The sequence below is a fragment of the Asanoa iriomotensis genome (genome assembly GCF_016862515.1).
Classification (GTDB): Bacteria; Actinomycetota; Actinomycetes; order Mycobacteriales; family Micromonosporaceae; genus Asanoa; species Asanoa iriomotensis.
The window spans coordinates 1-26,359 of the sequence record NZ_BONC01000064.1 but is presented as its reverse complement, the minus strand read 5'-3'; the positions used below and the strand labels follow the sequence as shown (position 1 = coordinate 26,359).

General features: G+C 72.1%; 20 protein-coding genes. 11 read left to right on the top strand and 9 right to left on the bottom strand.

Translation table 11 applies throughout. The features are described from left to right. Positions 1-2 precede the first annotated feature (2 nt). Together Air01nite_RS32230 and Air01nite_RS32225 are read right to left on the bottom strand one after the other, a co-directional pair. On the bottom strand, positions 3-2,573 hold the full coding sequence (locus Air01nite_RS32230) for an AAA family ATPase (RefSeq protein WP_203707131.1): 2,571 nt from the start codon (positions 2,571-2,573) through the stop codon (positions 3-5). Between the two features lie 44 nt (positions 2,574-2,617). Continuing rightward, positions 2,618-3,328: an aldo/keto reductase gene (locus tag Air01nite_RS32225; RefSeq protein WP_203707130.1), complete on the bottom strand. Its 711-nt coding sequence runs from the start codon at positions 3,326-3,328 to the stop codon at positions 2,618-2,620. A 76-nt stretch (positions 3,329-3,404) separates the two neighbouring features. Between Air01nite_RS32225 and Air01nite_RS32220 the strand changes: the two genes are divergently transcribed. Next, the gene (locus tag Air01nite_RS32220; RefSeq protein ID WP_203707129.1) at positions 3,405-4,403 is read left to right on the top strand and encodes a LysR family transcriptional regulator; all 999 of its coding nucleotides are present in this window, start codon (positions 3,405-3,407) and stop codon (positions 4,401-4,403) included. A gap of 407 nt (positions 4,404-4,810) precedes the next feature. Here the strand turns inward: Air01nite_RS32220 and Air01nite_RS32215 are convergent, their stop codons facing one another. After that, positions 4,811-5,161, bottom strand: coding sequence for a VOC family protein (locus Air01nite_RS32215; protein WP_203707128.1), 351 nt, complete (start codon positions 5,159-5,161; stop codon positions 4,811-4,813). 75 nt (positions 5,162-5,236) lie between these two features. Here Air01nite_RS32215 and Air01nite_RS32210 point away from each other — a divergent pair, with 75 nt between their 5' ends. Further along, positions 5,237-6,040: a helix-turn-helix domain-containing protein gene (locus Air01nite_RS32210; protein WP_203707127.1), complete on the top strand. Its 804-nt coding sequence runs from the start codon at positions 5,237-5,239 to the stop codon at positions 6,038-6,040. Positions 6,041-6,392: 352 nt separating this feature from the next. Here the strand turns inward: Air01nite_RS32210 and Air01nite_RS32205 are convergent, their stop codons facing one another. From Air01nite_RS32205 to Air01nite_RS32180, 6 genes are all read right to left on the bottom strand, one after another. Further along, on the bottom strand, positions 6,393-6,533 hold the full coding sequence (locus Air01nite_RS32205) for a hypothetical protein (protein WP_203707126.1): 141 nt from the start codon (positions 6,531-6,533) through the stop codon (positions 6,393-6,395). Positions 6,534-6,570: 37 nt separating this feature from the next. Continuing rightward, positions 6,571-7,368, bottom strand: coding sequence for a hypothetical protein (locus Air01nite_RS32200; RefSeq protein ID WP_203707125.1), 798 nt, complete (start codon positions 7,366-7,368; stop codon positions 6,571-6,573). After that, positions 7,365-8,126, bottom strand: a complete 762-nt coding sequence (locus tag Air01nite_RS32195; RefSeq protein WP_239091111.1) for a carbohydrate ABC transporter permease — start codon at positions 8,124-8,126, stop codon at positions 7,365-7,367. The genes Air01nite_RS32200 and Air01nite_RS32195 overlap by 4 nt, the downstream gene beginning before the upstream one ends. An 80-nt stretch (positions 8,127-8,206) precedes the next feature. Then, complete coding sequence (locus tag Air01nite_RS32190) at positions 8,207-9,190, bottom strand: carbohydrate ABC transporter permease (RefSeq protein ID WP_239091107.1); 984 nt, start codon at positions 9,188-9,190, stop codon at positions 8,207-8,209. Between the two features lie 3 nt (positions 9,191-9,193). Further along, entirely contained in the window at positions 9,194-10,552 is a 1,359-nt protein-coding gene (locus tag Air01nite_RS32185) for an ABC transporter substrate-binding protein (protein ID WP_203707123.1), read from the bottom strand. A 6-nt stretch (positions 10,553-10,558) separates the two neighbouring features. After that, positions 10,559-11,611 (bottom strand): LacI family DNA-binding transcriptional regulator, encoded by a 1,053-nt coding sequence (locus tag Air01nite_RS32180; protein WP_203707122.1) that lies wholly within the window; start codon positions 11,609-11,611, stop codon positions 10,559-10,561. Positions 11,612-11,851: 240 nt separating this feature from the next. Between Air01nite_RS32180 and Air01nite_RS32175 the strand changes: the two genes are divergently transcribed. The 9 genes from Air01nite_RS32175 to Air01nite_RS32135 all read left to right on the top strand — a co-directional run bounded on the left by Air01nite_RS32175 (position 11,852) and on the right by Air01nite_RS32135 (position 26,359). Continuing rightward, positions 11,852-13,165, top strand: a complete 1,314-nt coding sequence (locus Air01nite_RS32175; protein ID WP_203707121.1) for a Gfo/Idh/MocA family protein — start codon at positions 11,852-11,854, stop codon at positions 13,163-13,165. Positions 13,166-13,179: 14 nt separating this feature from the next. Next, on the top strand, positions 13,180-14,589 hold the full coding sequence (uxaC, locus tag Air01nite_RS32170) for a glucuronate isomerase (RefSeq protein ID WP_203707120.1): 1,410 nt from the start codon (positions 13,180-13,182) through the stop codon (positions 14,587-14,589). Next, positions 14,586-15,872, top strand: a complete 1,287-nt coding sequence (locus tag Air01nite_RS32165; protein WP_203707119.1) for an enolase C-terminal domain-like protein — start codon at positions 14,586-14,588, stop codon at positions 15,870-15,872. The genes uxaC and Air01nite_RS32165 overlap by 4 nt, the downstream gene beginning before the upstream one ends. Then, positions 15,869-17,332, top strand: coding sequence for a mannitol dehydrogenase family protein (locus Air01nite_RS32160; RefSeq protein WP_203707118.1), 1,464 nt, complete (start codon positions 15,869-15,871; stop codon positions 17,330-17,332). The genes Air01nite_RS32165 and Air01nite_RS32160 overlap by 4 nt, the downstream gene beginning before the upstream one ends. Beyond that, the gene (locus Air01nite_RS32155) at positions 17,329-18,546 is read left to right on the top strand and encodes a Gfo/Idh/MocA family protein (protein ID WP_203707117.1); all 1,218 of its coding nucleotides are present in this window, start codon (positions 17,329-17,331) and stop codon (positions 18,544-18,546) included. Before Air01nite_RS32160 ends, Air01nite_RS32155 begins: the two co-directional genes overlap by 4 nt. A gap of 154 nt (positions 18,547-18,700) precedes the next feature. After that, positions 18,701-20,011, top strand: coding sequence for a pectate lyase family protein (locus Air01nite_RS32150; protein ID WP_203707116.1), 1,311 nt, complete (start codon positions 18,701-18,703; stop codon positions 20,009-20,011). Positions 20,012-20,087: 76 nt separating this feature from the next. Continuing rightward, a complete protein-coding gene (locus Air01nite_RS32145) occupies positions 20,088-21,689 on the top strand; it encodes a pectate lyase family protein (protein WP_239091106.1) in 1,602 nt (533 codons plus the stop codon). A gap of 11 nt (positions 21,690-21,700) precedes the next feature. Then, complete coding sequence (locus tag Air01nite_RS32140) at positions 21,701-23,251, top strand: pectate lyase family protein (protein ID WP_203707115.1); 1,551 nt, start codon at positions 21,701-21,703, stop codon at positions 23,249-23,251. Between the two features lie 117 nt (positions 23,252-23,368). Further along, positions 23,369-26,359 carry an AfsR/SARP family transcriptional regulator gene (locus Air01nite_RS32135; RefSeq protein ID WP_203707114.1) on the top strand — a complete coding sequence of 997 codons (2,991 nt, stop codon included), beginning with the start codon at positions 23,369-23,371 and terminating at the stop codon, positions 26,357-26,359.

Below are 26,359 nucleotides of genomic sequence, written 5' to 3'. Positions count from 1 at the left end.
CGCTAGGCAGCCGAACCGTTCCGGGAATGGGGAGAAATCCCTAACTTGCGTGCGCGGGCCGCCGCCTGCCCGCGACTGGTCACGTCGAGCCGGGCCAGCACGGCGGAGACGTGATGGTCGACGGTCTTGGGCGCGAGCCGCAGCCGCAACGCGATGTCGGCGTTCGACAGGCCGTCGGCGATCAGCCCGAGCACCTCAGCCTGGCGGGGGGTGAGCCCGGCCGGGTGGCCGGCGGTCTCCCGGCGTGGGCCGCGGGGGATGCCGCGGACGCCGCGCCGGCGCAGGTCGCCGCGGAGCCAGTCGGCCGCCTGGGGGGCGCCGAGCGCGTCGAGCCCGCGGACCGCCTCGGTGGCGGTCTTGCCCAGGGCCAGCGCCTCCAGTCGCAGGAAGTGGCCGCCGCGCCGGTCCCACTCCGCGGCCGCTGACTGCCAGTCGCCGTCGATCATCCAGCGGTACGGCGCGAGCGCGTCCGCGGGCGCGTGTGCTTCTCCGGTGGCCTGCCAGAGCCGGAACGCCAGCTCACCGCTGTGCGGCGGGGCGTGCTCGCGGGTGGCCCGGTCGAGGGCGTGCCGGATTTCGGTGGCTGCCCGCTCCGGTTCGCCGTACCAGACGAAATGCTCGGCCCGCGCGCTCTTGGTCGGTGCGACCCACTGCAGCTCGCGGGACGGGCCGGCGTGGCGGTCGGCCTCGTCGAGGTGTTCGCGGGAGCGCTCGCGGTCGCCGCGGGCGCCGTGGACGCGGCCGAGCACGACCAGCGCCGGCACCCGGCCGATGCCGCCCTGAGCGGGCAGGCGCAGTGACTCCTCGGCGTCCGCGATCGCGCCGGCCCAGTCGCCGGCCTGGAACCTGACCCCGGCCCGGGTGCCCAGCAGGCACTGCAGGTAGCCGGCGAGGTCCTGCTCGCGCGCGTGCTCGACGGCGCGGTCGAGCGCCGGTGTGGCCTCGGTGAACCGCGCCTGCTCGGCGAGCACGCCGGCGAGGTTGAGCAGCGCCCGGGTCGCCTGGTCGGCGTAGCCCGCCGCGGCCGCGGCCGCGTGCGCCGCCTCCAGGACGGCCCGGCCGTCCGGCCGGTCGAGCTGCATCGCCGACGTGCCGCCGTTGATCATCGCGTGGATCGCGGTCTCGTGGTCGCCGCACTCCTCCGCCAGGGCGCGGGCCCGCTCGCCCAGGTCGATCGACTCGGCGAAGGCGTAGTCGAACATCTTGAGCCCGGAGAGGTTGCTGTAGGCCATCGCCAGCTCGCGGCCCGGCCGCTGTGCCGCGAGCACCTCGACCGCCCGGTCCGCCGCGGTGCGGGCCAGCGTGCCCTCGCCGGACCACCAGGCGATCCGGGAGAGCCAGCGCCAGGCGGCGCCGAGCGGCACGGGATCGCCTTGCCGTTGCCGGATCGCGATCGCGGTGTGCAGCGGGGCGAGTCCGTCGGCGGCGGCGCCGGCGAGGTAGGCCGCGACCGCGAAGCGTTCCAGGAGGGCGGCCCGCTCGGGTGGCGGGAGGCGGTCGGCGTGAGCGGCGGCGGCCCGGTAGTGCTCGGCGGCCTCGCGCCGGGCGCCCTGCCGAGCGGCGGCGGTGGCGGCGATCTGTCCCCAGTGGAGCACGGCGTCGACGTCCTGCGCGGCGCGGGCGTGGTGCACGAGCCGGCCGGGGTCGGTGCCGTCCTGGCCGGCCAGGGTTTCGAGGACCGTCTGGTGGAGGGCCGCCCGCTCGCGAGGTGCGAGCGCGTCCTCAACCGCGGTGCGCAGCAGCTCGTGTCGGTAGGCCACCCCGTCGCCGGCCGTTACGAGGACGCCGCCGGCCACGCAGCGGTCGATCTGGTCGTCGCGGCCGGCTAGGAGCGCCTTCTCGGCGCGGGTCGGGACGACGGCGACCAGGTGGGCCAGGTCGCGGGCCTTCGGCGGCAGGGTGTTCAGGCGGTCGAGGATCAGGCCGCGTACCCCCGCCGGTGCGGTGTCGCCTTTCGTTGCGAGCAGCTCGGTGAGCAGGAGGGGGTTGCCGCCGGTCAGGGCGAGAACGCGGTGGGCGTCGCGGCCGGCCCGGTTGGCCTCTGCCTCGACCCGCGCGGCCGAGAGCGGGGCGAGCCGGATGCGGGTGCCGCGCAGGGCGCCCAGCACCCGGTGCAGCGGGTGGCCGGTGCCGATCTCGTCGTCGCGGTAGGTGACCACGAGCAGTGCGGGGTGCTGGGCGATCCTTCTGCCTAGGAGCACGAGCAGGTCGAGGGTGCCGTCGTCGGCCCAGTGGGCGTCCTCGACGACCAGCACTGGTCGCGTCACGGGGTGGTCCAGCTCGTCGAGCAGCGCGGCGAGGATCTCCTCGGGCTGGGCACCTGCCGCGAGCCGTTTCGCCAGGGTGCCGCCCGTTTGCCGGGCGATGTCGTGCAGAGGACCGAGCGCTCGCGGCGTGACCAGCGGGTCGCACCATCCCCAGTGGAACCGAGCTCGGGCCGCACGTCGGGCGAACTCGCTCACCAGCGCCGACTTGCCGACGCCGGCCTCGCCACAGACGAGCGCGACCCCGCCGCCGGCCCGCATCAGCTCGTCGAGCACCCGCAGCGGCGCCGCCCGCTCCCACAGCTCCACGTGCCGATGGTCCCACCGCGCGCGGCGTACCCATGTCCGGTTGATTACAGTGTGCAGTTCTCTTCCAGGTGGTCCAGGCGGGAGGTGCCCGGGATCGGCACGATCACCGGGGACCGGGCCAGGAGCCAGGACAGGGCTTCTCTGCTGTGTACGCCCTTTGCGAGGGGCGCCCACGGGATGTAGGCGATGCCGTGGCGGGTGCAGTGGTCGACGACCTCGTCGTCCTGGCGCTCGTGCAGGTTGTAGCGGTTCTGGACGCTGACGATGGGGGTGATCCTCCGGGCCTCCTCGATCTGTTCGACGGTCACCTGGGAGAGCCCGACGTGCCGCACCACGCCGTCGTCCTGGAGCTGCTTGAGCGCGCCGACCTGGTCGCTGAGCGGGACGGCGGGGTCGACCCGGTGGAGCTGGTAGAGGTCGATCCGGTCGCGGCGCAGGCGCTTGCGGCTCAGCAGTGCCTGCTGGCGCAGGTATTCGGGGCGGCCCAGCGGGATCCATCGGCGGCCGAGGTTGACGTGGCCGCCCTTGGTCGCGATCACCACCGGCTCGTGGGCGCCGACGGTGTCGCCGATCAGGGTCTCGTTGTCGCCGAGGTCGTACGAGTCGGCGGTGTCGACGAAGTCGATGCCCAGCTCGAGGGCGCGGCGGAGGATCTTCTGGCCGTCGGCCCGGTCGCGGCCCGGCCCGGTCAGGCGCATCGCGCCGAAGCCCAGGCGGTGGACGGTGAGGTCGCCGCCGATCGTGATGGTGTCCATGGCTGTCGAGGCTGCCGCCGGTCGACTGTTCAGCACAAGCGACACTTTGTCGACCTGACCGCGTAGCATCTCTACGATGTTGGTCCTGGAGCGGCTGCGGGTGCTGCACGCCGTCGCGGCCGCCGGGTCGGTGGTCGGCGCGGCGCGCACCCTGCACGTGACCACGTCGGCGGTGTCGCAGCAGATCGCCCGGCTCGAGCGTGAGGTCGGGCAGCCGCTGGTCGAGCGGCACGGGCGGGGCATCCGGCTGACCGGCGCCGGTGCGGTGCTGGCCGCGCACGCGGAGGCCCTGCTCGATCATGCGGAGCGGGTGTCGGCGTCGCTGGAGGCGTTGCGGGGAGCGGTGACGGGGCGGCTGACCGTTTCCGCGTTCGCGACGGCGGCGCGGGGGTTGTTGCCGCTGGCGTTGGCGGCGCTGCGGGCTTCGTACCCCTTGTTGACCGTCTCGATGGTCGAGCAGGAACCACACGAGGCGGTGCCGTTGCTGGCGCGTGGGCTCGTCGATGTCGCGGTCGTGCAGGACTGGGCGTCCGATCCGCTGGTCGTGCCGGCCGGTCTGGCCCGGCGGCATTTGCTCGTCGACCCGTTCGACGTGGCCCTGCCCGTTTCGCACCCGCTGGCGGACCGGTCCGTGGTCTCGCTCGCCTCACTGGCCACTATGGACTGGATCGGCTGGAGTGCCGGGCAGATCTGTCATGACTGGCTGGTGGTGACGCTGCGTTCGCTGGGTGCGGCGCCGCGGATCGTGCACACGGCGTCGGAGCACGCCACCCAGCTCGCGTTGGTCGCGGCCGGGCTCGGTGCGGCGGTCATCCCGCGGTTGGGACGCGGGCCGCTGCCGGCCGGGGTGCGGTGTGTGCCGATCTCGCCGGCGCCGTCGCGCCGGGTGTTCGCGTTGTGGCGGTCGAGCGCCGGGCTGCGGCCGTCAGTCGTCGCGCTCGTCGACCAGTTGGAGCAGGCCGTGGGTGAACCAGAGGCGGTGGCGGTCGGTCTCGACCAGCCAGCGGGTGGGCACGTCGGGGTTGACCTGGCGGGCGTCGGGCCAGCTCTGCAGGGTGTCGGCGACGACGCATGACCACGGCGCCGGGTCGTCCGGCAGGTCGGGTCGCGGGGTGTCCGGTGCGCGGACCAGGGTGCTGTCGATGACGACGTTGGCGGCGCCGATGATGGCCTGCCAGCGCAGGTCGGGCCAGAGGGGGAGCCGCCAGTGCGCGACGGAGGCGGTGACGTCGCCGAGGCGCACCGTCTCGCGGTGGTCTTCCGGGCCCAGCACCGCGTGCAGGAGGTCGAGGCCGCGCGGCGCCCGGGTGGAGTGGAGCATGGTCTGCCAGCGGTTGAAGGCCTTGAGGTAGTCGGTCTTGGTGGCGCCGAGCCGGGTGTACGCGGTCCTGACCAGCTCAGGCTGGTAGTCGGCCATGCGCCGCAGGAGGGTGAGGGTGAACTCCCGGCGCGCGAACCCGTACACCCGGTCGACGTTAGCTCTCAGCTGACCAGGCAGAACGGGTGCCCCTCGGGGTCGGTGAGCACGACCCAGCTGTCGCCGGGCTGGAACTCGGGCTTCTGGGCGCCGAGGCCCAGCGCCGTCTCCACGGCGGCGTCGAGGTTCGTGACGTTCAGGTCGAGGTGGGCGTGCTTGGCCGGGTCGGGCCAGCCGGGTCCGCGGTAGTCCGCGACCCGTTGGAAGCCGAGCTTGATCGGCCCGTTGCCGAGGTGGTGGAAGTCCTCGTCCTGGTAGCTGACCTCCCACCCGGTGAGCTGTGCGTAGAAGGCCGCCAACTTGGCGGGATCGGCGGCGTCGAAAACGATCGTGGCGATCGTGGCTGGTGCGTTCATGCCGCCTAGCCTCCGGCGTGGCGCTGGCTTCGGGCTTGAAGATTCTTGTCGTACGTGGGTCGTAGCGTGCGTGGCATGCGAGAGGGTCGCGTTGTCGCCGCCGGGCGGGGGTTCACGGTCCGGTCGGTGACCTGCACCGACGACCACGCGCGCTGGTCAGCGGCGGAGACCCGCGGCGGCCACGCGGTCGTCCTGCCGCGGCGGGGGCGCTTCCGTCGGCTGGTCGACGGGGTGGCGGTCGACCTGGACCCGACGGTCGGCTATGTGACGGTCCCGGACGCCGAGGCGCGGTTCGCCCACCCTTTGGGCGGGGACGCCTGCACGGCGGTCGCCGTTTCCCCGTCGCTGTGGCACGACGTGGCGGGCGACCGGCGACCGCGGGCAGGGGTCTACGTCGACGGCCGTCTGGATCTGGCCCACCGCCGACTCCTCCGTGCCGCTTCGGGGTTTGACGGTGATTTTCGGCTGGTCGAGGAGTTGGTGAACCTCCTGGGGCTGGCGGCGCGGCGGGCCTGTTCTTCGCCGGTGCCGGCTGATGCCCGCGGCTCGGCTGCTGACCGTGCCGTGGTGTCCCGGGCCCGCGCGGTGATCGGGGCCGATGGCCCGGCGGCCCGCGGTCTGCTGTCGCTGGCCACGCACCTGGCGGTGTCGCCTTATCGGCTGAGCCGGGCTTTCAGCCGGGAGATGGGGGTGTCTTTGACGCACTACCGCAATCGGGTCCGCGTCGGCCGGGCCCTCGACCGACTATCGGACGGCGACACCGACGGCGCCCGCCTGGCGGCGGACCTGGGCTTCGCGGACCAGGCCCACCTGTGCCGCACCATCCGCGCCCACCTGGACCACACCCCAACGGAGGTGCGATTGCTGTTGACGGGTTAATGGCGGCTCCCAGACAGGCGTGCGCGAGGCGTCGCGGCACTCGTCGTGCGCCTGCGGCGAGACAGTTGCGCCGCAGGCTCCGCAATTGCCTCGGTCACCCCGCCGCCGTCGGTCGCCGGCTTTGGTTGGGCGGCGCGGTTGTTCTGGGTGGCGTGCGTGGGCTTCGGGGCAGCCTTGGCCCGGCGGGTTTCGGCACCGACTGCCAGGTCATGACCGGCGCGTCGGTCGTGGCGAAGGGCGGCCGCGCAGCCGGCGCTCGCCCGGGCGCGCCTCGGGTTGAGGCAAGGCGCATCGATCAAGCGCTCCCTGAGCCGCGCACCGCCCGAGCGCACCGGAACACACCGTGGCGGTGTCATTGCCGGGATAGGCCGGGGGTCGGTGTCGGCGCCAGGCGGCGGGCGACGACGTGCGCCGCGTAGAGGGCGTAGCCGCCCAGGCACGCGGCGAGGATCGGGTGGACCAGGACTGCAAGCGGCGGGGCGACGGTGACCAAAGCTGGCACGGTTGCCGGCCGCATGGCGGTGGCGCAGTTACCGGTGGGATGGGCCGGGTGTCGGTGCCAGGCGGCGGGTGACCACGTGCGCCGCGTATAGGGCGTAGCCGACCAGGCACGCGGCGAGGATCGGGTGGACCAGCACCGCGAGCAGCGCGGCTAGGGCGACCACGCCTGCCGCCGCTGCGACCGTTGCGGGGCGCATGGCGGCGGCGTCTCGGGCCGCGCGGCGCCAGACGCCGGCTTTGGGGTTGGTGGCCGGCTCGCGGGCTTGGCCGTTCGTCTCGGCGCAGCGCTCACGCGTCGCGACGGCGACCGCGACGGATGCCGTTGACGAGTCCGCCACGGCGGCTACCTCCGCCTCGACGGCGTGCCCTGCGGCGGGGGTGTCGGCGGACGTTCCGGCGGCGTGCGTATTGGCGGCGCCGGGTGCGGGCGTGGAGAAGGCATTCGTGAGGTGGGTGCCGAGGTTGACCAGGGCCAGTGCGGCGTAGCCGGCCGCGGCCGCGGCGATTATCGCTGTGAGGCCGAGGATGGCGGCGCCGCCGGGGACCGTGCCGCGCGACAGCGCGGTCAGGTTCACAATCAGCAGCCAGGTCGCGGTTGCGGCGGCGACGGTGGCCGCGGCGCCCGGTAGGAGGGTGCGGCGGAAGACCGTGACCACCGCTCGGGGGCGGGGCCAGCGGTCGTGGGTCAGGAAATGGTGGATCGCGAAGCTTGCCGTGGCGAACGCCGCGCCGGTCGTGAGGACCGGCAGCGACGTTGCCACCAGCAGGAGGCCCAGGACCGCTACGTCGGTGGCTACGCGGACCGTGTCGCGCCAGTCGGGCTTCATCCCTTCAGGCCGCTCGTGTTGATGCCCTCCACCAGGAGGCGCTGGAAGGCCACGAAGAACAGGAAGACCGGGACCAGCGACAGCAGCGACATCGCGAACATCGGGCCTACCGCGCTTTCGCTGGTGGAGTCGATGAAGAGCGTGAGGGCTACCGGGACCGTGTAGTCCTGTAGGTCCGACAGGAAGACCAACTGGCGGAAGAAGTCGTTCCACGTCCAGATGAACGAGAAGATCGCCGTCGTGACCAGGGCCGGGCGGCTCAGGGGGACGATCACGTGGGCGAAGACCGTGTACGGGGACGCGCCGTCGATCTTTGCCGCCTCGTCCAGTTCGTAGGGGATACCGCGCATGAACTGGACCATCAGGAAGACGAAGAACGCCTCCGTGGCCAGGAACTGGGGGACCAGCAGCGGCAGGTAGGGCCAGGGCTCGCCTACCCAACCCAGCTGCTTGAACAGCACGTACTGCGGGATGATCAAGACGTGGCCCGGCAGCAGCAGCGTGCCGATCATGATGGCGAACCAGAACTTGCGCATCCGGAAGCGGAGGCGGGCGAAGGCATAGGCCGCCAGGAGGCAGGAGATCGCGTTGCCCACCACGGTCAGCAGAGCCACCATCGCGCTGTTCGCGAAGAAGCGGCCGAAGCTCACGTCGAAGTTCTGCCAACCCTCCCGGAAGTTCGACGGCGTGAACACGTCCGGCCACAGGCCGATGTTCGTCGCGATCTCCTCGCGCGACTTGAACGACGTGCCGACCATCCACAGCAGCGGATACAGCACCACCGCCAGGATGGCGACCAGGATGACCAGGCGCACCAGGGTGCGACCGCGTGGAAGCGTCACCGGTCCTCCCCGTCCGAGTAGTGGACCCAGAACCGCCCGGTGGAGAACAGCACCACCGTGATCAGGGCGATCGCCACCAGGAACACCCATGCCATCGCCGACGCGTAACCCATCTGCAGCTCGGTGAAGCCCTTGATATAGAGGTTGAGCGTGTACATCAGGGTCGAGTCCACCGGCCCGCCGGTGCCGTTGCTCAGCACGAACGCCGCCGTGAAGCCCTGGAAGCCGTTGATCGTCTCCAGCACCAGGTTGAAGAAGATGACCGGCGACAGCATCGGCAGCGTCACCGCCCGGAACTGGCGCCACGCGTTGGCACCGTCGACCGACGCGGCCTCGTAGAGCTCCACCGGGATCTGTTTCAGACCGGCCAGGAAGATCACCATCGGCGCGCCGAACTGCCAGATCGCCAGCGCCATCAGCGTCTCCAGCGCCCAGCGCGGGTCGTTGACCCACGGTGCGCCGGTGATGCCGAACAGGCCGAGCAGCGAGTTGAACGCGCCGTCCCGGTTGAACATGTTGACCCAGACGATCGCCAGCGCGACGCTCCCGCCCAGCAGCGACGGCAGGTAGAACAAGCCCCGGAACAGCCCGACACCCCGGAACGCCCGGTTGAGCAGCAGCGCGACGCCTAACGCCGCCGCCAGCTTCAACGGCACCGCGACCAGCGCGAACGTGACCGTCACCCGGACCGCGTGCCAGAAGGACGGGTCCGCGGTGAACATCGTGCGGTAGTTGTCGAACCCGATCCACTCGACAGCGGAGAGGTCGGTGAGCGCGTCGTAGTTGGTGAAGCTCAGGTAGAGCGACAGCAGCATCGGGATCGCGGTGATCCCCATGAGACCCAGCAACCACGGTGACAGGAAGACGTAGCCGGCGATGTTCTCCCGGCGGCGCGGGCCACCCCGGCCCCGCCGACTGGCGGGACCGGGGGAGGCGGAGCCGGCGGGCCGGGCCGCCGGCGGCGCGGTGCTGATCGCCAACGGTCAGGCCCCGATCGCGGCCTGGCAGGCGGCGAAGTACGCCTTGGCGGCGTCGGCCGGTGACTTGCGGCCGAACTGCACCTCTTCGGCTGCCTTGATCAGCTCGGAGCGCACCTTGCTGTGCCCCTTGAGCGGCACCTGCGGCGACGCGCCGAACTTCGTACCCAGCTCGGTCTGCACCGCGATGGACTGCTTCATGTTGGCGTCCGACACCGAGTCCGAGACGGCCTTGCGGATGTCCAGGTTGGACGGCAGACCACGGTCGGTGCCGAGCACCTTGGCGGCCTCGGGGTCGTTCGACAGGAAGTTGATGACGTCGACCGCCACGTCCTTGTTGTCGGTGCCGCGGAACACGGAGAAGTACATCGACGCCCGGGCCCACTGCGCACTCGGGTCACCCGGGTACGCGACCACGCCCAGTTCGTCCTTGGTGTTCTTCTTCAGCTCCGGCATCTGGTTGGCCCACACCCAGGAGGTCCCGGCCTTGCCGGTCACCACGAGCTGCTTGCTGATGTCGGTCACGTTGCCCTCGTGGATCACGTCGGGCGTCGGGGTCGCACCGGCCGACCGGGCGCCCTGCCACAACGTGAACCACGCCGCCACGTCCTGCTCAGTGAAGCCGAGCGCCTTGTCCTTGTAGAGGTCCTTGCCCTGCTGCCGCAGCCACACCCAGAACGCCTTGTAGTCGGCGCTCGGGTCCTGCGTGCCGGGCACCTTGGCGACCTTGGACACGTTGGCCGCCCAGGCGATGTGGTCCTCCCAGGACTGCCCGGTCGTCGGCGCGGGCAGACTGAACTTGTCGAGCAGCGTCTTGTTGAACACCAGGCCCTGGGTGTTCTCGCCGAACGCGACGCCGGCCAGCTTGCCCTCGACGACGCCGTAGTTCCACAGCGACTCCGGGAACTTCGACAGGTCGAGCTTGCCACTGTCCTTGTAGGACATCAGGTCCAACGTGACGTTCCGCGACGCGTACTCGGTGAGATAGTTGTCGTCGATCTGGAAGATGTCCGGCGCGTCGCCGCCGGCGGTCAGGGTGGCCAGCTTGTCGAAGTAGCCCTGGTTGGCCTGCCAGGTCTTCTTGAAGGTGACGTTGGGGTGCTTCTTGGTGTAGAGCGCCAGCGCGTCCTCGGTCAGCTTCGCGCGGCCCTCCGCGCCCCACCAGAAGATGGACAGCTCGACCGGCTTGTTGGGATCGGCGGCGGCTTCCGAGCCACCGTCGTCGCCGCAGGCCGCGGCGGTCAGTGCGAGCGGGATGACGACCAGGGCGGCCAGCAGGCGTCGCCGCAGGCCAGGCCCCGAAAAGGCGGTACGGTGGTGGCGCGTGGTCGGCTCGACCGCACGCGGGGATGGTGCGCGGTGCATGTGCGCTCACTCCTTGGCGTAGGAGGCGACCTCTCCGGGGGCGGGAGCGACCACGTCGCCCGGGTCCGCATGGCTGTGCGGGCCCGGGCCCGGCCCCGTCGAGTCGCGGATGACCAGCTCGGTCTGCAGGGTTACCTGTGCGGTGGTGCGGCGGTCGTCGCCGTGCGCGAGGAGCATGTCGACGGCCGCCCGTCCGGCGGCGGCGGTTGGGGTCGCCACCGTCGTCAGCTTGGGGCGGGTGAGGCGGCTCAGCGCGATGTCGTCGATGCCAACCACGCTGATGTCTTCCGGGACCCGGCGGCCGTGAACGGAAAGGCCTTCGATCAGGCCGATGGCCATGAGGTCGTTGTACGCGAGGACGGCCGTCACCCCGGACCGGACGATCTGCTCGGCGACCGCCATGCCGCCGTCCTCGGTGGGCTGGTTGGGCCCGATGACCGTCAGCTCCGCGTCGCTGGCCCGCGCCGCCGACATGGCCGACCGGCGGATCTCCCGGCTGGTCCACGACCCGCGCGGGCCGGAGACCAGGGCGAGATGCCGGTGGCCGAGCCGGCTGAGGTGGTCGACGGCGAGCCGGGCACCTTGGGCGACGTCCATCACCACGGTCGGCAGGCCGGTGAGCTGGCGGTTGACCACCACCAGCGGCACCTCGCGGCTGAGCTGCTCGATCAGGCTGTTGCTCATCCGCGGGCTGCAGAGCAGGACCCCGTCGACCTGTTTGGCCAGGGCGCGGACCAGGTCCTCCTCGACGCTCGCGTCCTCGTTGGTGTCGGTGACGAAGATGTGGTAGTCCCGCTGGCGGGCCTGGCTCTCGGCGGCCTTGATCAGCGGGGGGAAGAACGGGTTCGCGATGTCGGCCACGATCAGGCCGATGTTGTGCGTGCGCCCGGTGATCAGCGCCCGGGCCGCGCGGTTGGGGCGGTAGCCGAGGTGCTCGGCACAGGCCAGCACCCGGCTGCGGGTCTCCGGGTTGACCAGGTGCGGCGCCGAGAACGTGCGCGAGACCGTGGAGATGTGCACCCCGGACTCGCGCGCGACGTCGCGGATGGTGGCTGGCACGCGGCGATCCTCTCGGCTTCGGGGCCCCCTTCTGCTGTGGTGGCCGTCACTCAAGTGCGCCAATTAATGCAAACGGTTGCGTGGCTGTCAACGGTCAGTTGTTGCGACTCGGTTGCGGAGGCGCTCCGACTAGGCGGTTGCGGCCGGCAAAACCGGTAATAGTGGACAAGACATTGACGGCCACGGTGGCCGCATGGATAGTTTCGTGCAAACGTTTGCACCGCGCGAAGGGGTTGGTCGATGCCTCAGGAACGACGTCGCTACGCGTTGGTCGGCGCCGGTGCCCGGGCCGGCATGTTCCTGCGCGCCCTGGCCGTCGACCACGCCGACCGCGCGGTCGTGGCGGCCCTGGCCGACGTCAACCACACGCGGATGGCGGCGCACAACCGCTGGCTCGGCGAGCTGGGCGCCGCCCCGGCCAAGCAATATGACGCGGCCGACTTTGCCACGATGCTCGAGGCCGAGCAGATCGACGAGGTGCTGGTCACCACCGTCGACGCGACGCACGCCGACTACATCGTGGCGGCCCTGCGGGCCGGCTGCGACGTGGTGACCGAGAAGCCGATGACCACCGACGTCGACGGCTGCCGGCGGATCCTGGCAACAGAGAAAGAGACCGGCCACCGGGTACGGGTGGCGTTCAACTACCGCTACAACCCCCTGCACGAGGCCTTCCGCGAGACGCTGAGGGAGATCGGCGAGATCGGCTCCGTCCACTTCGAGTGGTTGCTCGACGTGCGGCACGGCGCCGACTACTTCCGCCGCTGGCATCGCGACGCGGCCAACTCCGGCGGCCTGCTCGTGCACAAGTCCGGCCACCACTTCGACCTGGTCAACTGGTGGCTCGACGCGACGCCCGTCACCGTCTTCGCGCAGGGCCGGCGGTTCTTCTACGGCCCCGACGGAAAGCGGCACGGCTACGCCCGCGACTACGCCCGCGGCCACGGCGCCCCGCAGGCCGCGGACGACCCGTTCGCCCTCCAACTCGGCGACAACCCGCTGCTGCGCGCCCTCTACCTCGACGCCGAGGACGAGGACGGCTACCTGCGGGACCAGAACGTGTTCGCGCCCGGTGTCACCATCGACGACGACCTGGCCGTGCTGGTCCGCTACGACACGGGCGCGACGATGACCTACCACCTCACCGCGTACGCGCCGTGGGAGGGTTATCGCGTCATGGTCAACGGCAGCCGCGGCCGGCTGGAGCTCGAGGTCGTCGAGAGCGACCACGTCAGCCCCGCCGGCGCGAGCGAGGTCAAGGGTGCCGCCGTGCACGGCGAGGTGGCCGCGGCCGAGCGCGGCCACGCGCGGCTGACCGTCCACCCGTTCTGGGCACCCGCCCGCGAGGTGCCGGTGCCCGGTTACCGCCGCGGCGGCCACGGTGGCGCCGACGCGCGGATGACCGCCGTGCTGTTCGGCGGCGCGACCGACCCCATGGACCGCTCGGCCACCGCCCGCGACGGCGCGAACGCGCTGCTCACCGGGCTGGCCGCCAACCGCTCGATGGCGACCGGCGCGCCGGTCACCGCCACCGACCTGCTCGATCCGACCTGACCGCGAGGGAGTGCATGTCCGACCTGCTGTTTCCGGCCGAGCCGGGTCAACGGGCGATCGCCCGCGAGCTGTACGGGCTCGCGCGTGACCTGCCGCTGATCTCGCCGCACGGCCATGTGGACCCCGCCGTCCTGGCCGACGACGAGCCGTTTCCCGACCCCGCCCGGCTGATCATCGTGCCGGACCACTACCTGACCCGGATGCTGCTCAGCCAGGGCATTCCGCCGGCCCGCCTCGGCGTGCCGACCCGCGACGGCGAGCCGGCCGAGACCGACGGCCGGGCGATCTGGCGGCTGTTCGTCGACCACTGGCACCTGTTCCGCGGCACGCCGTCGCGGCTCTGGCTGGAGCGGACCTTCGAGACCGTCTTCGGCGTCACCACCCGGCTGACGCCGAAGACCGCCGACGAGGTGTACGACGCGCTCGCCGCGAAGCTGGCCACCCCCGACTTCCGGCCGCGGGCGCTGTTCGAGCGCTTCAACATCGAGGTGCTGGCCACCACCGAGTCACCGCTGGACGACCTGGCCGCGCACGCCAAGCTCGCCGCCGACGGCTGGGGCGGCCGGGTGATCACCACGTTCCGCCCCGACGACGTGGTCGACATGGAGTTCGAGGGCTGGGCCGACCGGGTCGCCCGGCTCGGCGAGGTGGCCGGCGAGGACACTGGCACCTACCGCGGCTACCTGGCCGCCCTGCGCTCACGCCGCGCGGCCTTCGTCGCGGCCGGCGCGACCTCCAGCGACCACGGCCACCCGACGGCCCGCACGGCCCGCCTGACCCCGGCGGAGGCGGCGAGCCTGTTCGCCCGCGGCCTGCGGGGCGAGGCCGACGCCGCCGACGCCGAGACCTTCCGCGCCCACATGCTGATCGAGTTCGCCCGCATGTCCATCGAGGACGGTCTCGTGATGCAGCTGCACCCGGGCGCCGTGCGCAACCACAACCGGTGGCTGCACGCGACACACGGCCGGGACGTGGGCGGCGACATCCCGCAGGCGACGGAATATCTGCACGCCCTGACCCCGCTGCTCGACGCGTACGGCAACGACCCCCGCCTGCGCCTGGTCGTCTACACGCTCGACGAGTACACGTTCACCCGCGAACTGGCACCCATCGCGGGCGGCTACGCCGCCGTCTACCTCGGCGCACCCTGGTGGTTCCTGGACTCGCCCGAGGTGCTGCGCCGGTTCCGCGAGGCGGTCACCGAGAGCGCCGGCTTCTACAACACCGCCGGCTTCGTCGACGACACCCGGGCGTTCTGCTCGATCCCCGTGCGGCACGACGTGGCCCGCCGGGTCGACGCCGGCTACCTCGCCCGGCTGGTCGCCGAGCACCGGCTGCCCTTCGACGAGGCCGCCGAGACCATCGTGGACCTCGCCTACCGGTTGCCGAAGCGGGTCTTCCGGCTGGAAGGAGACCCGGCGTGACCACCATCCGCGCCGTCGAGGTGCACGACGTGCGGTTCCCGACCGCCGACACGGGCGACGGCTCCGACGCCATCAACCGCGGCGACTACTCGGCGACCTATGTGGAGCTGCGCACCGACGGGGACCTCACCGGCGCCGGCTTCACCTTCACCAACGGTCGCGGCAACGAGATCACCTGCGCCGCGGTCGAGGCGCTGTCCCGGCACGTCACCGGCCGGACGCTGGCGGAGATCGCCGCCGAGCCCGTCGCGTTCTGGCGCTCGCTGACCGCCGACCCGCAGCTGCGCTGGCTGGGCCCGGAGAAAGGCGTCATCCACATGGCCACCGGCGCCCTGGTCAACGCGGTCTGGGACCTGCGGGCCAAGGCCGCCGGCGTGCCGCTGTGGCGTCTGCTCGCCGAGATGCCGACGGACGAGCTCGTCGCGAACGTCGACTTCCACCACATCACCGACGCGCTCACCCCGGACGACGCGGCGGCCATCCTCGACAACGGTCAGAAGGGGTACGCGGAGCGGCTGGCGCTGGTCGAGCGGGAGGGCTTCCCGTCCTACACCACGTCGGTCGGCTGGCTGGGCTACCCGGACGACAAGGTACGGGCGCTGACCCGCGCCGCGTACGCCGAGGGTTGGCGGGCCATGAAGATGAAGGTCGGCGGCGACCTCGAGGACGACGTGCGCCGGGCCCGGATCATCCGGGACGAGATCGGCCCGGACGCGCTGCTGATGATGGACGCCAACCAGGTCTGGGACGTCGACCAGGCGATCGCCGCGATGGCCCGGCTGGCCGAGGTCGACCCCTACTGGATCGAGGAGCCGACCCACGCCGACGACGTGCTCGGCCACGCCCGCGTCCAGCGCGCGGTCGCGCCGATCAGGGTGGCCACCGGCGAGGTCGCGGCCAACCGGGTGATCTTCAAGCAGCTCCTCCAGGCCGACGCGATCGGCGTCATGCAGATCGACGCCTGCCGGGTCGGCGGCGTCAACGAGGTGCTCGCCGAGCTGCTGCTGGCCGCGAAGTTCGGTGTGCCGGTCTGCCCGCACGCCGGCGGCGTCGGCCTCTGCGAGCTGGTGCAGCACCTGGCCTTCTTCGACTTCCTGCGGGTCGGCACGGCACTCGAGGGACGGATGGTGGAATACGTGGATCACCTGCACGAGCACTTCGTCGACCCCGTGCGCACGAGCGGCGGCCGCTATCTGCTGCCCACCGCACCGGGCTACAGCGCCACGATGAAACCCGAGTCGGTGGAACGGTTCTCGTTCCCGGACGGGCCGGTGTGGCGATGACCCCGCTGCTCGGGCTCGGCTCGCTGCGGCGGCTGCCCGTGGAGAGCCGGCCGCTCGTGCGCCCCGGCACGGTGCCGGCCGGCATCGTGCACATCGGACTCGGTGCGTTCCACCGCGCGCACCAGGCGGTCTACACCGAGGAGGCGGTCGCGGCGGCCGGCGGCGAATGGGGGATCGTCGGCGTCGCGCCCCGCTCGACCGACGTCGTCGCTGCGCTGCGGGCCCAGGACCTGCTCTACAGCGTCAGCGACATGTCCGCCGACGGCGCGCGGGCGCGGGTGGTCGGCGCGTTCGCCGGCGCCCGGACCGCCGCGGCCGATCCGGAGGCTGTGGTCGCGTTGCTGGCCGACCCGGCGATCCGGGTGGTGACGCTGTGCGTCACGGAGAAGGCCTATCGGCTCGACCCGGCGACCGGCCGGCTACTGGACGACCCCGCGCTGGACGCCGACCTGCGCGGCGACCGGCCGCCGACGACGGTGCCGGGGCTGCTGTTCCGCGGCCTGGTCGCCCGCTCCCGTGCCGACGCCGGCCCGATCGCGATCGTGAGCTGCGACAACTTCTCCTCCAACGGGCGCCGCACCAGCGGCATGCTCGAGGCGGCGTTCAACCGTGCCGGGCAGGACGACGAGTGGCTGCGCGCCAACGTCCGCTGCCCCGGCACGATGGTCGACCGGATCGTGCCGGCCTCGACGGATGCCAGCCGGGCCGTGGCGGCCGCGGTGCTGGGCGTGCGCGACGAGGCCGCGGTCTACGGCGAGCCCTACCGGCAATGGGTGATCGAGGACGACTTCCCGGGCGGGCGGCCGGCCTGGGAGGCGGCCGGCGCGGTGCTGACCGACGACGCCGGGCCCTGGGAGCGGCTCAAGCTGCGCGCCCTCAACGGGGTGCACTCGGGTATGGCCTACCTGGGCGTGCTGGCGGGCCGGGCGACGATCGCCGACGCGCACCGGATGCCTGGCCTGGCCGACGCGATGCGCCGGTTCGTCGCCGAGGACATCGCCCCCAGCTTCACCCCACCGGACGGCGTCTCCGTCGTCGAATATGGCGAGTTGGCGCTGGAGCGGTTCGCGAACCCGGCGATCGCCCACCGCACCACCCAGGTCGCCATGGACGGCACGCAGAAGCTGCCGCAGCGGGTGCTGGAGACGATCCGCGATCGCCGGGCGGCCGGCGCGGCTCCCCGCTGGGGAGCGCTGGTCGTGGCGGCGTGGATGCGCTATGCCCGCGGCATCGCCGACGACGGCCGGACGCTGGAGCTGGACGACCCGCTGGCCGCCCAGATCCGCGCCGCGGTCGCGGCGGCTCCGTCCACTCCGGACGGACTCGCCGGTGCGCTGTTCGGCCTCACCGCCGTCTTCCCGGCGGAGCTGGCCGGCGACGAGACCGTGCGGGAGCTGGTCGTCGACTGGCTGACCGAGTTCGACAAGCACGGCGTCGAGTCCACGTTGGCCGGCGCATGACCGTCCGGGTCGCGCTGATCGGTGCCAACGGCCACGGCCGCTGGCACCGGCGGCGGCTGGCCCCGAGACACGAGTCGGGTGCGATCGCGTTCGTCGGCATCGCCGAGCCGAACCCGCTCGACCCGGACCCGCCGGTCCCGCCCGGAACCCGGCTCTTCCCCGACCACCACACGCTGCTCGCCGAGACCCGCCCCGACGTCGTGGTGATCTGCACACCACCGGGCACCCACCTGCCGATCGCGCTGGACGCCCTGGCCGCCCGCTGCGACCTGCTGCTGGAGAAGCCGCCGCTGCTGTCGCTGGCTGACCACACCAGGCTGGTCGCGGCGCTGGCCGAAGCCGGCCGGTCCTGCCAGGTGGGCTTCCAGGCGCTGGCGTCGGCGGCCTACGACGAGCTGTGCGCTGCCGTCGAGGGCGGCGCCCTCGGCACGGTCACGGGCATCGCGGCGGTCGCTTCCTGGCAGCGCGACGACGCGTACTACGCCCGGTCGCCCTGGGCGGGCAGGCGCGCGGTGGACGGCGCTCTGATCAATCCACTCGGCCACGCGGTCATGCAGTCCCTGGCCCTCGCCGACAGGGTTTGCTCTGCTTCCAGATACGCACCGCTGGTCACCGGGGGTGGTGCGTATCTGGATGCAGAGCAAAGCGTGCCGAAAACCCTCGAGGTGGAGCGCTACCGGACGCGGCCGATCGAGAGTGACGACACGGCCGTGCTCCGGTTGACCGGCCAGGGGCGCCCGCCGGTGGTCGTCGCCGTCACGCTGGCCGGCGAGGAGCTCATCCCCGGGGAGATCACCGTCACCGGGACGCGGGGGAGTGCGACGCTGGAGTACCCGACCGACCGCCTCCGGCTGCCCGGCGACCCCGGGATGCGCGAGGTGCCCGGCCGGGTCGACCTGCTCGACAACCTGCTCGCGCACCGCGCCGACCGGGCCGGCGTGCCGCTGCGGGCAGCACTGGCGGCCACCGCGGGCTTCACCGCGGTGGTCGAGGCGCTCGGCGCGGCGCCCGCGCCGGCGGCGCTCGGCGACGGAGTCGTCGCCGACCTCGGCGCCGGGCCGCAGCGGGTCCGCTCGATCCGCGGCATCAACGGCGTGCTCCGCCGGGCCGCGGAGCAGCACGCGCTGCCGTCGGAGCTGGGCGTGCCGTGGGCCCATCCGCCGCACACGGAAAACAGTCTGCAAACAACAGGGCCGGGCACCGCCCGGAAATAGGGCAACAGCCACTTGCCCGACCGTTTCGACGGTCGGGCGGATCGCCGTCGGCGCCATTCGCTGCAACATTCCTGCATATCGAAAGCATTGACTTCGATAATGACCAATACCTATGTTTCACAATAGGTATCCAGGTTGTGATCGGAGTGTGTCAATGCGATTTCGAGGTCTCGCCGCCGGCGTGGCCGGCGTGCTTGTCATCGCCGTCGCGGCACCCGCCGCGGCGGCGTCCGTGCCGCTCAGCGAGCGGGTCGCCCGGCAAATGCTGCCCGCCGGCGACGGTTGGGCGGCCGAGGGGACCGGCACGACCGGCGGTGCGGCGGCCGCGCCGGAAAACGTGTTCCACGTGACCAACCGCGACGAACTCGCGGCCGCCGTCGCCGGCACGACACCGGCGATCGTCTTCGTCCGCGGCACCATTCGTGGAAATGCCGACGCCGCCGGTGCGCCGCTGTCGTGCGAACAGTTCGCCGACCCGGCGTACTCCCTCGACGCGTTTCTCGCCGCTTTTGACCCGGCGGTCTGGGGTCGCGTCGCGCCCAGCGGGCCGCTGGAGGAGGCGCGGGTGCGTTCGGCCGCCAACCAGAGCGCCCGGGTGCGGGTCAACGTCGGCTCCAACAAGACCATCATCGGCCTCGGCGACGCCCGGCTGAACGGGGTCTTCCTCCGGCTCGACGGCAGCTCCAATGTGATCATCCGGAACATCACCCACGAGGACGCCCGCGACTGCTTCCCGGTCTGGTCCCCGACCGATGGCGAGACCGGCAACTGGAACGCGGCGTACGACAACATCTGGATCCGCAACTCGCACCACGTCTGGGTCGACCACAACACGTTCACCGACGCCGACAACCCGGACGCGGCGCAGCCGCTGCGCTTCGGCCGGCCGTACCAGGTGCACGACGGGCAGGTCGACATCACCAACGGCAGCAACTACGTGACGGTCTCCTACAACCGGTTCACCAACCACGACAAGACCATGCTGATCGGCTCGACCAACACGCCGGGCGCCGACGTGGGCGCGCTGAAGGTGACGCTGCACCACAACGAGTTCGACGGCAGCGTGCAGCGCGCGCCGCGGGTGCGGTTCGGCCAGGTCGACGTCTACAACAACCTCTACCGGGTGCCGGTGGCGGACCCCTACGAGTACAGCTGGGGCGTCGGCGTGCAGTCGGCCATCTACGCCGAGAACAACTACGTCGCGCTCGGCGCCGCCGTGCCGCCGGACTCGTTCGTCTTCGACTGGGGTGGCACCGTGCTCTCCGAGAAGGGCACGTGGGTCCGCTCCGGGTGGTCGCTGCCGAAGCCGGTCAACCTGCTCGCCGCCTACAACTCGGCGCACGACCCGGACATCGCGCCGGACGCCGGCTGGACGCCCAGCCTGCGCGCCGGTCCCGTCCTGCCCGCTCCGGCGGCGGCGCTGGTCGTCGAGCTGTGCGCGGGCGCCCGTCGGTTGTCCATCTAGGCCGGTGCGGGAGGCGTTTTCAGCCCGGGCTTCCCGCACCTTCAGAGATCGACAAACATCGATCAAAGGAGGATCCGTGTCACCCAACCCAGCCTGGCGATCACGTCGCCGCGGCCTGCTGCTGGCCTTCGGGGCCGGCATGGCCGCCGCGGCGCTGGTCCTCGGCCTGACCACCACGGGAGCAAGCGCCGCCACGCTGCTCTCCGACGACTTCGAGGACGGCAACTCGGCCGGGTGGACCACGAACGGAGGGAGCTGGACGGTCACCACCGACGGCTCCCGCGTGCTCCGCCAGAGCAGCACCAGCAGCGACGCCCGGGCCCTGGCGGGCACGGCGAGCTGGACCGACTACTCCGTGCAGGCCCGGGTCAGGCCGATCAGCTTCAACGGCAGCAACCGTTTCGCGGCCGTGCTCGCCCGGGTGCAGAGCAGCACCAGCTACTACTACCTGGCCCTGCGGTCCAACAACACCGTCGAGCTCAAGCGACTGGTCGGCGGTTCGTCGACCACACTGGACACCGCCTCCGTCGGCGTGAGCGCGGGCTCCTGGCACACGCTGCGGCTCGAGGTCACCGGTTCGACGTTGCGCGGTTACGTCAACGGCTCGCTGCTCACGGAGGCCAGCGACAGCAACTGGAGCAGCGGGCGGGTCGGCGTGGCCACCTTCTACACGACCGCGAGCTTCGACGACGTCGCGGTCACCACCGGCGCCGGACCGACGCCGACGCCGACGGCGACCCCGACGAATGTGCCGACCAACCCGCCGCAACCCAACGTGGCCGACGGCTGGGCTTCGGTGGACGCGTGGGGCCAGAACGGCACCAGCGGCGGCGCCGGCGGCCCGACCGTGACCGTGACCAGCGCGTCGGCGTTCCTGTCGGCGATCGCCCAACCCGGCCCGCGGATCGTCCAGGTGCAGGGCATGCTCACGCTGCCCGGCCCGATGCACGACGTGACGTCCGACAAGACGATCGTCGGGCTGGGCTCCGGCTCCGGCCTGACCGGCGGCGGCCTCAACATCGGCCTGCCGATCGACGACGACATCACCTCACCGCCGTCCGACGCGGTGCACAACGTGATCGTCCGCAACCTGAACTTCCGCGGCTGGCCGGACGACGCCATCAACGTGCAGATGTTCAGCCACCACGTGTGGATCGACCACAACACCTGGACGACCGGCACCGACGGCGGCGTCGACGTCAAGCGTGGCTCGTCGTACGTGACGATCTCCTACAACCACGCGGACGGCACCGACAAGAACATGCTGCTCGGCCACGACGACGACAACGGCGCGCAGGACACCGGCCGGTTGAAAGTGAGCTACCACCACAACTGGTTCGACGCCACCAACCAGCGCAACCCGCGCGTCCGGTTCGGCGACCAGGTGCACGTCTACAACAACTACTACAACGACACCGGCAACTACGGCGTCGCGTCCACCGAGAACGCCGGCGTGATCGTCGAGGGCAACGCGTTCGTGAACGTCGACGACCCGTTCCACCTGGGCGAGGCATCGTCCGGGCCGGGCCGGATCGTGGCCAGGAACAACTGCTTCACCAACTCCGGTGCGGGCGAAGCCGGCGGCAGCGTGTCCGCCGTCCCGTACCCGTACACCCTGCTGCCCTGCGCCCAGGTGCAGTCGACCGTGTCCGCGCAAGCCGGCACCGGCCGGATCTGAGGAGGAGAGTCATGAGCAGAACGGCACGCCGGGGCTTGCTCGCGGTCGTCGCGGGCGCCCTGGCCGCCATCGTGGTCGCGTTCGGGTTGGGCGGCGTCGCGCGGGCGGCGACGCTCTTCTCCGACGACTTCAACGACGGCGAGGCGAGCGGCTGGTCGAAGTCCGGCGGCGACTGGTCGGTGGTGACCGAGGGTTCACCGACCTTTACGCAGTCCAAGACAGACAGTGAGCTGGCCCGCGAGTTCGCCGGCCAGACGAGCTGGACCGCGTACTCGGTGCAGGCCCGGGTGAAGCCCCTGAGCTTCAACGGCAGCAACCGGCTCGTCGCGCTGGCGGCCCGGTCGTCGTCGGCCACCAAGATGTACCGGCTGGCGCTGACCAACGCCAATCGCGCCGAACTGCAGGCGGTCGACGGCTCGTCGGTGACGGTGATCGGCTCGGCGTCGCTGACCGTGTCCACCGGCACCTGGTACACGCTGCGGATCGACGCCAACGGCAGCACCGTCTCGGGCTTCGTCAACGGCACCCGGATCGCCTCGGGCAGCAACAGCGCACACAGCGCGGGCCGGATCGGCCTGGTGACGGTGTTCGCGTCGGCCCGGTTCGACGACGTGGTGGTCAGCTCGGACGCGTCGACGCCGCCGACCGGCAACCCGACCACGCCGCCGCCGACGAACCCGCCGACCGGTGGCCCGACCACGCCGCCGCAGACCGGCCTGGTCGGCTGGGCCACGCAGAACGGCGGCACGACCGGCGGCGGCAGCACCTCGGCCACGACGGTCACCAGCGCGTCCGCGCTCACCAGCGCGGTCGGTGCCACCGGCGCCGCGGTGATCAGGGTCAGCGGCACGATCTCGTGCTCGGGCATGATCCGGGTGCGGTCCAACAAGACGATCCTCGGCAACTCGGGCGCGACGATCGCTGGCTGCGGCTTCACCGTCAACGGCGACCGCAACGTCATCATCCGCAACCTGTCGTTCCGCGACTGGGACGACGACGCCATCAACGTCGAGCAGTCGGCGACCAACATCTGGGTCGACCACAACAGCTTCACCAACGGGTACGACGGCGCGGTCGACGTCAAGCGCGGCTCCGACTTCGTCACGGTCTCCTGGAACCGGGTGTACGGCCACGACAAGTCGATGCTGCTCGGCCACTCCGACGACAACGCGTCACAGGACGTCGGGCACCTGCGGGTCTCCTACCACCACAACTGGTTCGACGGCTCCGGAACCCGGCATCCGCGGGTGCGCTTCGGCAACCCGGTGCACGTCTACAACAACTACTACTACAACAACGAGTACGGCGTCGCGTCCACGATGGACGCGGGTGTGCTGGTCGAGGGCAACTACTTCGAGAACGTCGACGAGCCCACCCTCGTGGGCTACGCGGACTCGGACCCGGGCGCCCTCGTGCAGCGCAACAACGTGTTCGTCGGCAGCGGCACACCGCAGAGCGCCGGCAGCACGTCGTCGATCCCGTACTCCTACCAGCTCGACAACGCGAACAACGTGAAGTCGATCGTCACCTCGGGTGCCGGCGCGGGCCGGATCAACCCCTGACCTCGATGCGATGACGGGGGCGGCCGCAACGGCCGCCCCCGTCCCGACCGTCGGTACCGTTCCCGTACCGGTCGAAGGGCATTAAATTGACCACCCGACGAGACACAACGTCAGGAGGTGGTCACGCAGGTGGAGTTCCGCTTGCTCGGCTCGCTCGAAGTCCAGGCGGACGGGCGCCGACTCGTCGTCGGTGGCGTCCGGTCCCAACTCGTCCTGGTCGGTCTGTTGCTCGCCGCCGGCCGCACCGTGAGCGTCGACGAACTCGTCGAGCTGGTGTGGGACACCGAGCCGCCCACCACGGCACGTAAGCAGTTGCAGACGGTCGTGTCCCGGCTGCGGCGCCTCTTCGCCACGCATCCGGGTGCGGTGTTGTCCACCGACCCGGCCGGGTACCGCCTTGACGTCGACCGCGCGCGAACCGACCTGGGACGGTTCACGACCGGGCTGGCGACGGCGCGGGCGCTGGTGACCGGCGGCGACCTGACCGGCGCCGCGGCGGCGTTCCGCGCCGCGCTCGCCCTCTGGCGCGGGCCCGCGCTCGTCGGCCTGCCGGGCCAGGCGGTCGCGCTGCACGCGCACCGGCTCGACGAGCTGCGCCTGGCCGCGCTTGAGGAGTGCGGCGAGGTGGAGCTGCGCCTCGGCCGGCACCGCCAGGTGCTGCCGGAGCTGCAGACCCTCGCGGGCGCCCATCCGCTCCGGGAGCGGATCACCGGCCTGCTGATGCGGGCTCTCGCCGCCGACGGACGGCACGCCGAGGCGATCACCGTCTACCACGAGCGGGCCGCGACCCTGCGTGACGAACTCGGCGTGGAGCCCGGCCCGGAGCTCCGGGCGGTGTACCTGACGACCATCGGGGGCGACGGTCACACCGTCGTGGCGCCCGCACCCGAGCCGCCGCCGCCCCGGGCCCTGCCCCGACCGCCCCGGCGACTCGTCGGCCGTGACCGCCTGCTGGCCGAGCTCACCGATGACGTGCGGCCACGCCTGCTGTTGATCGACGGGATGCCGGGCGTCGGCAAGTCGGCCCTCGCGATCACGCTCGCCTATCGGCTCGCCGCCGGTGCGCGGGACGGCCAGCTCTACATCGACCTGCACGGCCACAGCGAACGCGCGCCGGCGAGCCGGTACGACGCCCTCGGCACGCTGCTGGAGCAGGTGCGGCCGGCGCCGGACGCGATGCCCGACACCGAGGCGGGCCGGCTGGCCGGGTGGCACGCGGGCATGGCCGCCCGGGGTGGGGTGGTGGTGCTGGACAACGCGGCGAGCGCCGAGCAGGTCGAGCCGCTGCTCCCGGCCGGGGCCGGCTGGGTCACCATCGTCACCAGCCGGCACCGGCTCGCCCCGATCGACGGCGCGCGCCAGCTATCGTTGCCGCCCTTGGACCTGGCCGACGGCGTCGACCTGCTGCGCCAGAGCGCCGGTCGGCACGATGCCGAGGTGACCGAGGGCCAGCGCGAGGTGGTCCGGCTGTGCGGGCGGCTGCCCCTGGCCATCCGGCTCGCCGGCCACCGGCTCAAGCATCGCCCACACTGGACCTTCGAGATGCTGGCCGACCAGCTGCGTGACGCGCCTGCGCCGCTGCACGTGTCGGCCGAGCGGCACAGCGTCGCGGCCGCGTTCGCGTGGTCCTACCGGCAGTTGACGGCCGAGGAGCAGCTGCTGTTCCGGCGGGTCGGGCTGCACCCGTCCGGCCACTTCGAGGACTGGGCGGCGGCGGCCCTGGCCGACCTGCCCGTCGACGAGACGCGGCGGCTGCTCGACCAGTTGGTCGAGGTCAACCTCGTCGAGGCCGACGTGCCGGGCCGGTTCCGGATGCACGACCTGCTCCAGGCATTCGCGGCCACCCTGGTCGACGAGCCCGAGCGGGGCGCCGCCGTCGACCGGATGCTCGACCACTACCTGCGCACCACGGCGGACGCGAACCGGCACCGCGAGTTCGGCGACAACGTGGAACACCCGATGCTGAACCTGACCGGCCGGCCGTTCACCGACGAGCACGACCGGCTCGCCTGGATGCGCACGTACTGGCCGACCGTCGCGGCGGTCGCCGACCTCGCCCACCGCAGCGGCGCGCACCTGCACGCCTGCCTGCTGTTCCGCGCCGCCAGCCCGTTCACCCTCGGCCACGGCCACAACGCCACGGCCGTCCAGCTCGGGCAGCAGGCGCTGGAGTCCGCGCGCCGGCTCGGCACGGACGACCTGCGCGCGATGTGCCACCGCATCATCGCCGGTCACCTGCTGCGCCTCGGTCACCACAGCGCCTGCCGGGCGCACCTCGGCCGGGCCGCCGACCTGTATCACCGCCTCGGCGACGCCCGGCTGTTGAGCACCGTGTACGCGAACCTCAGCGTGGTGTCCCGGTACGAGGGCCGGCTGAGCGAGGCGTTGGACAGCGCGCTCACCGCCGAGACGTACGCCGCCGCGGCCGGTACCCCGGGCCGGCTGGCCTACGCACGGCTGCAGGCCGGCACCGCGGCCCGGTACCTCGGCCGGTACGAGGTCGCACTCCGGCATCTCCGCCGCACCGCGACGGCGGTCTGGCCGCACCACCGCGTCGGCCTGGGCAGCGCGCTCATGGAGCTCGGATGTGTGCACCGGGACCTCGGCCATCCGCGGGTCGCCGCGCTCCTGCTGCGCCGGGCCGCCGCCCTGAAACGACAGGGCTCCAACATCGCCAGTGCGGTGGAGGCCTCCAGCGAGTACGGGCGGCTGCTGGTGACCACCGGCGATCCGGAGTCGGCGCTGCGGATCCAGCAGGCCGTGTACGACACGGTCCGCGAGCTGCGCGACGGCTTCTTCGAGCCGGCCATCGGCAACGACATCGGCGAGACTCTCACCGCGCTCGGCCGGACCGTGGAGGCCGGCGCCGCGCACGAGACGGCGCTGCGGCAGGCGAAGGAGCGCCGGCTGCGGTACGAGGAGGCGCGGGCGTGGGCCGGGCTTGCCGCCGCGTTGCGCCGCACCGACCCCGGGCGGGCCGAGTCGGCCGCCGCGACCGCGTACGACCTGTTCATCGGCGCCGGCATGCGCCCGGAGGAAGCCAGCGCCGCCCTGTCGGGAGGCCGGAGAGCCGGTGCCCAACTGGACGACGGGAGGGCCCCCTGCTGA